This is a genomic window from Aquiflexum sp. (assembly GCF_977115555.1).
The window spans coordinates 1-3,477 of sequence record NZ_CDSBKL010000414.1; the positions used below are offsets into that span (position 1 = coordinate 1).

Sequence of the window (3,477 nt, forward strand, 5' to 3'; positions counted from 1 at the left end):
TATCAAAAAAGGTTCTACAAAAGAAGAAATTCAAAAGACCTTAGCTGGTTCCACAAAAAAGAAAAAAGGATTTCAAGCTTCTAATTTTTCGGGCATTATTGATCTTGATGAAAGCCCAATGGAAATCCAAAAAAAGCTTCGTGATGAATGGAAATAAGTTGATGGTAGATACAAATGTCTTACTTTATCTCATGCAGGGAGATTCCACATTGGTAAGCATATTAGAAGGAAAGAATATATATGTTTCTTTCGTTACAGAACTGGAGTTATATAGTTTCAGAGCGCTTTCTCAAGAGGAAAAAAGTAAGATTAACTTTTTGTTGTCACAATGTACTATCATTGATATTACTGCTAGTATAAAACAATTCACCATAGACCTTCGACAAAATTATCCCATCAAATTGCCTGATAGCATCATTGCCGGAACCTCAATGTACCTCGATATACCATTGTTCTCGGCAGACAAAGGTTTCAAGAATATTGATCCTCTGGATTTTATTTTTTATGAAAAGTAAGGCAAGGCTTATCCTTTCCCAACCACCTTATCTTTTGCTATTGCAGCTAGACGTACCCCGAAAGTCAGGTTGTGATTTTGCATTTATTTCATTTTGAAATTGTAATTCGGGTATTTTATCTCCGTAAATATTTGGTAGGGTATCGTTTAATGGGAAATTTGAAAAATAATAATTAGAGGATTTTCATATCTATTTCTCTATTAAACAATTCCTTTTCTTTTTTACCTTACTTTTTACCAAATTGAAACCTGAGAATTCTCAACCATCCATGCATAAATCCATGAAACGCAACTTTATCCTATTCCTTTTCCTTCTCTCCTCTAATTTTGCTTTTTCCCAAATCCAAAAAAACTGGACTTGGGGCGGTGCGATTGATCCTTTGCAGGCAAAGTTTCAGGTGATGCATTACAGACTTGAATTGGAGATTTTTCCTGAAAAACAGGAAATCCATGGCTCCAACAAAGTCACTTTTACTTCCAAAGAAAGGCTGGATACACTTAGACTGAACCTCATCGAGGAATATACAGTCAGCAAAATCATCATGGATGGAAAGGAAATTGCCTTCCGGCACTTTGGGGATACCTTGGATATTTTTCCCGTTGACTGCACCTGTAATGATGTAGAAATCCATTATGGTGGCAAAACGCCGATTGCCATCCGGCCGCCTTGGACCGGTGGATTTACCTGGGAAAAAGACCTGTTGGATAACCATTGGATGGGATTGTCTTCACAAAATGAAGGTGCAAAAATCTTCATGCCTAGCCTAGACCATCCTTCGAGCGAACCGGCGAATGGAGTTGATCTGATTTTTACCGCACCTGAATCCTATTTCGTAGCTTCCAACGGCCGTCTGATTGATACCAAAAAATCTGAAAATAAAGTCACCTATCATTGGGCGACTGAATATCCGATCAACAATTACAACATCAATTTCACTTTGGGGGTATTTCATCAGGAATCCAAAACTTTTGTAAGTGCAGACGGAACGGAAATCCCCATGTATGTCTATGTCCTGCAAGAAAACAGGGATAAAGCCAAAGCACTTTTGGATGTCTTGGAGAATTCTGCCAAAACTCTGGAGAAGTACTTTGGACCTTATCCTTTTCCCAATGACAAAATCGCAGTAGTCGAAACGCCTTACCTAGGTATGGAGCATCAGACCATCAATGCCTATGGAAACAATTTCCAGTTTGTACCCATGGGCTTGGTCCAATACGATTGGTTGCTGCATCACGAACTCGGTCATGAGTGGTTTGGGAACAAGGTTTCAGTGAAGGATTGGGCGGATTTTTGGATTCATGAAGGTTTGACAGCTTACGGAGATTGGCTTTTTTATCTTGAACATGGAGGTGAAGAGGCGTATCTGGCAAAAGTCGCTTCGGTGCGCCAAGGAATCGCCAATGCACGACCGGTAGTTTCTCCCAGAAATTCAACCTCAGACTATGCCTATCATGGGGAAATCTACACCAAAGGGGCGTTTATCATCCATTCACTTCGCTATTATTTGGGGGACGAAGTCTTTTTCCCGATGATTAAAGCATTTGTTTCAGATGAAAGATTTATTTACGAAAACCTCGTCGAAACCTCGGATTTCACGGATTTTGTCCAACATTATTCAGAACAGGATTTGGATGGTTTTTTTGATATGTATCTCAAATCTATCCGTGTTCCAAAAGTCAAAGTAGCCAAAAAAGGAAAGAAAGGTTATGCGGTAAGCTTGCCTAATATTTTATTTTCTATGCCTGTTGAGATCCGGACTTCCAATGGTCTGGAAAGACATGTGCTCTCAGCCAAACCGGTTATGGTCAAAACTGAAGGTCCTATAGAGGTCGATCCGCATGGGTGGTACTTGCTGGAAAAGTAAAGCTTTTATTTTCCCACTATGGCACAAAGCCACAATTGAAAAACTCGCAAGCTCTATATTATGGTTCTCGCAAAGACGCAAGGGCGCAAAGATATTTAGAAGGCTTAAAGAGAACGCTAGTCAGACGGCTCAAAGCCCTCAGACTTTTTGTTTTCCCGCTTTTCCAAAAACTTGGTGAATTATTTATTTTGTAGATGCCACAAAGCCATCAATCAATACTAAATTTTTCCATTCAATCAGTAAAGAAGAATGAAAATCAATTCTCTTTGGTCAAATCGGAATAAATTTTCCATATTAGATTTTCCTTCAAGCATTTCAAATTTGTGTCTTAGTGTCTTTGCGGGATTTGAAATTTACAATCTTTTCCTTTTTGTGATCTTCTTTTATGAACTCAAAACTCCTCATCCGCCTTTCCCTCATTTTCAACTACATGGTATTCGCTGTGTTGCTCAATTCAGTGGGGGCGGTCATCCTTCAGGTGCAGCGGACCTTCGACGTCACCAAGGCGGAAGCTTCTGTTTTGGAAGGATTCAAAGACCTTCCGATAGCCATTTTCTCCTTTATCGTTGCTTCTTTTTTGCCCAAGCTCGGCATCCGAAAAGGAATGTTGATCGCTTTGTTTGCCGTTGCTGGTATTTGCTTTCTGATGCCGGTGATTGCCGATGAGTTTTGGTATTTCAAGATGCTGTTTGCGGTAGTTGGGATTTCTTTTGCCATCATCAAAGTAAGCGTCTTTGCCACGATAGGTTTGGTGACTGACTCTCCCAAAGAACACAGCAGCCTGATGAGCACAATAGAGGGATTCTTTATGGTGGGTGTTTTGCTTCGCAATGTATTTTTCAGCCTTTTTGTCAACGATAGCGACCCGACTTCCCAATCTTGGTTGGGCATCTATTGGTACCTGGGTGCAATGACTCTGGTAGCGGCTTTGTTGCTTTTCTTTGCAGAAATCAATGAAAAGGAATCCAAAAGGGAAAACACCAAAGCCTCAGAGGAATTCTTTGACATGATTAAATTGGTAGCCAAACCTCTGGTTTTGGTATTTGCCGCTTCTGCATTTTTGTTTGTGTTGATCGAGCAAAGTTTCATGACCTGGAC

3 protein-coding genes are annotated in these 3,477 nt (G+C 40.1%); all 3 read left to right on the forward strand.

All coding sequences use genetic code 11. The features are described 5' to 3' along the window. Positions 1 to 143 precede the first annotated feature (143 nt). Positions 144 to 515, forward strand: coding sequence for a type II toxin-antitoxin system VapC family toxin (locus ACZFYI_RS17560; protein ID WP_462525426.1), 372 nt, complete (start codon positions 144 to 146; stop codon positions 513 to 515). Positions 516 to 795: 280 nt separating this feature from the next. Then, a complete protein-coding gene (locus ACZFYI_RS17565) occupies positions 796 to 2,379 on the forward strand; it encodes a M1 family metallopeptidase (RefSeq protein WP_462525427.1) in 1,584 nt (527 codons plus the stop codon). A gap of 385 nt (positions 2,380 to 2,764) precedes the next feature. Next, on the forward strand, positions 2,765 to 3,477 hold a 713-nt coding region (locus tag ACZFYI_RS17570), incomplete at its 3' end, for an MFS transporter (protein WP_462525428.1).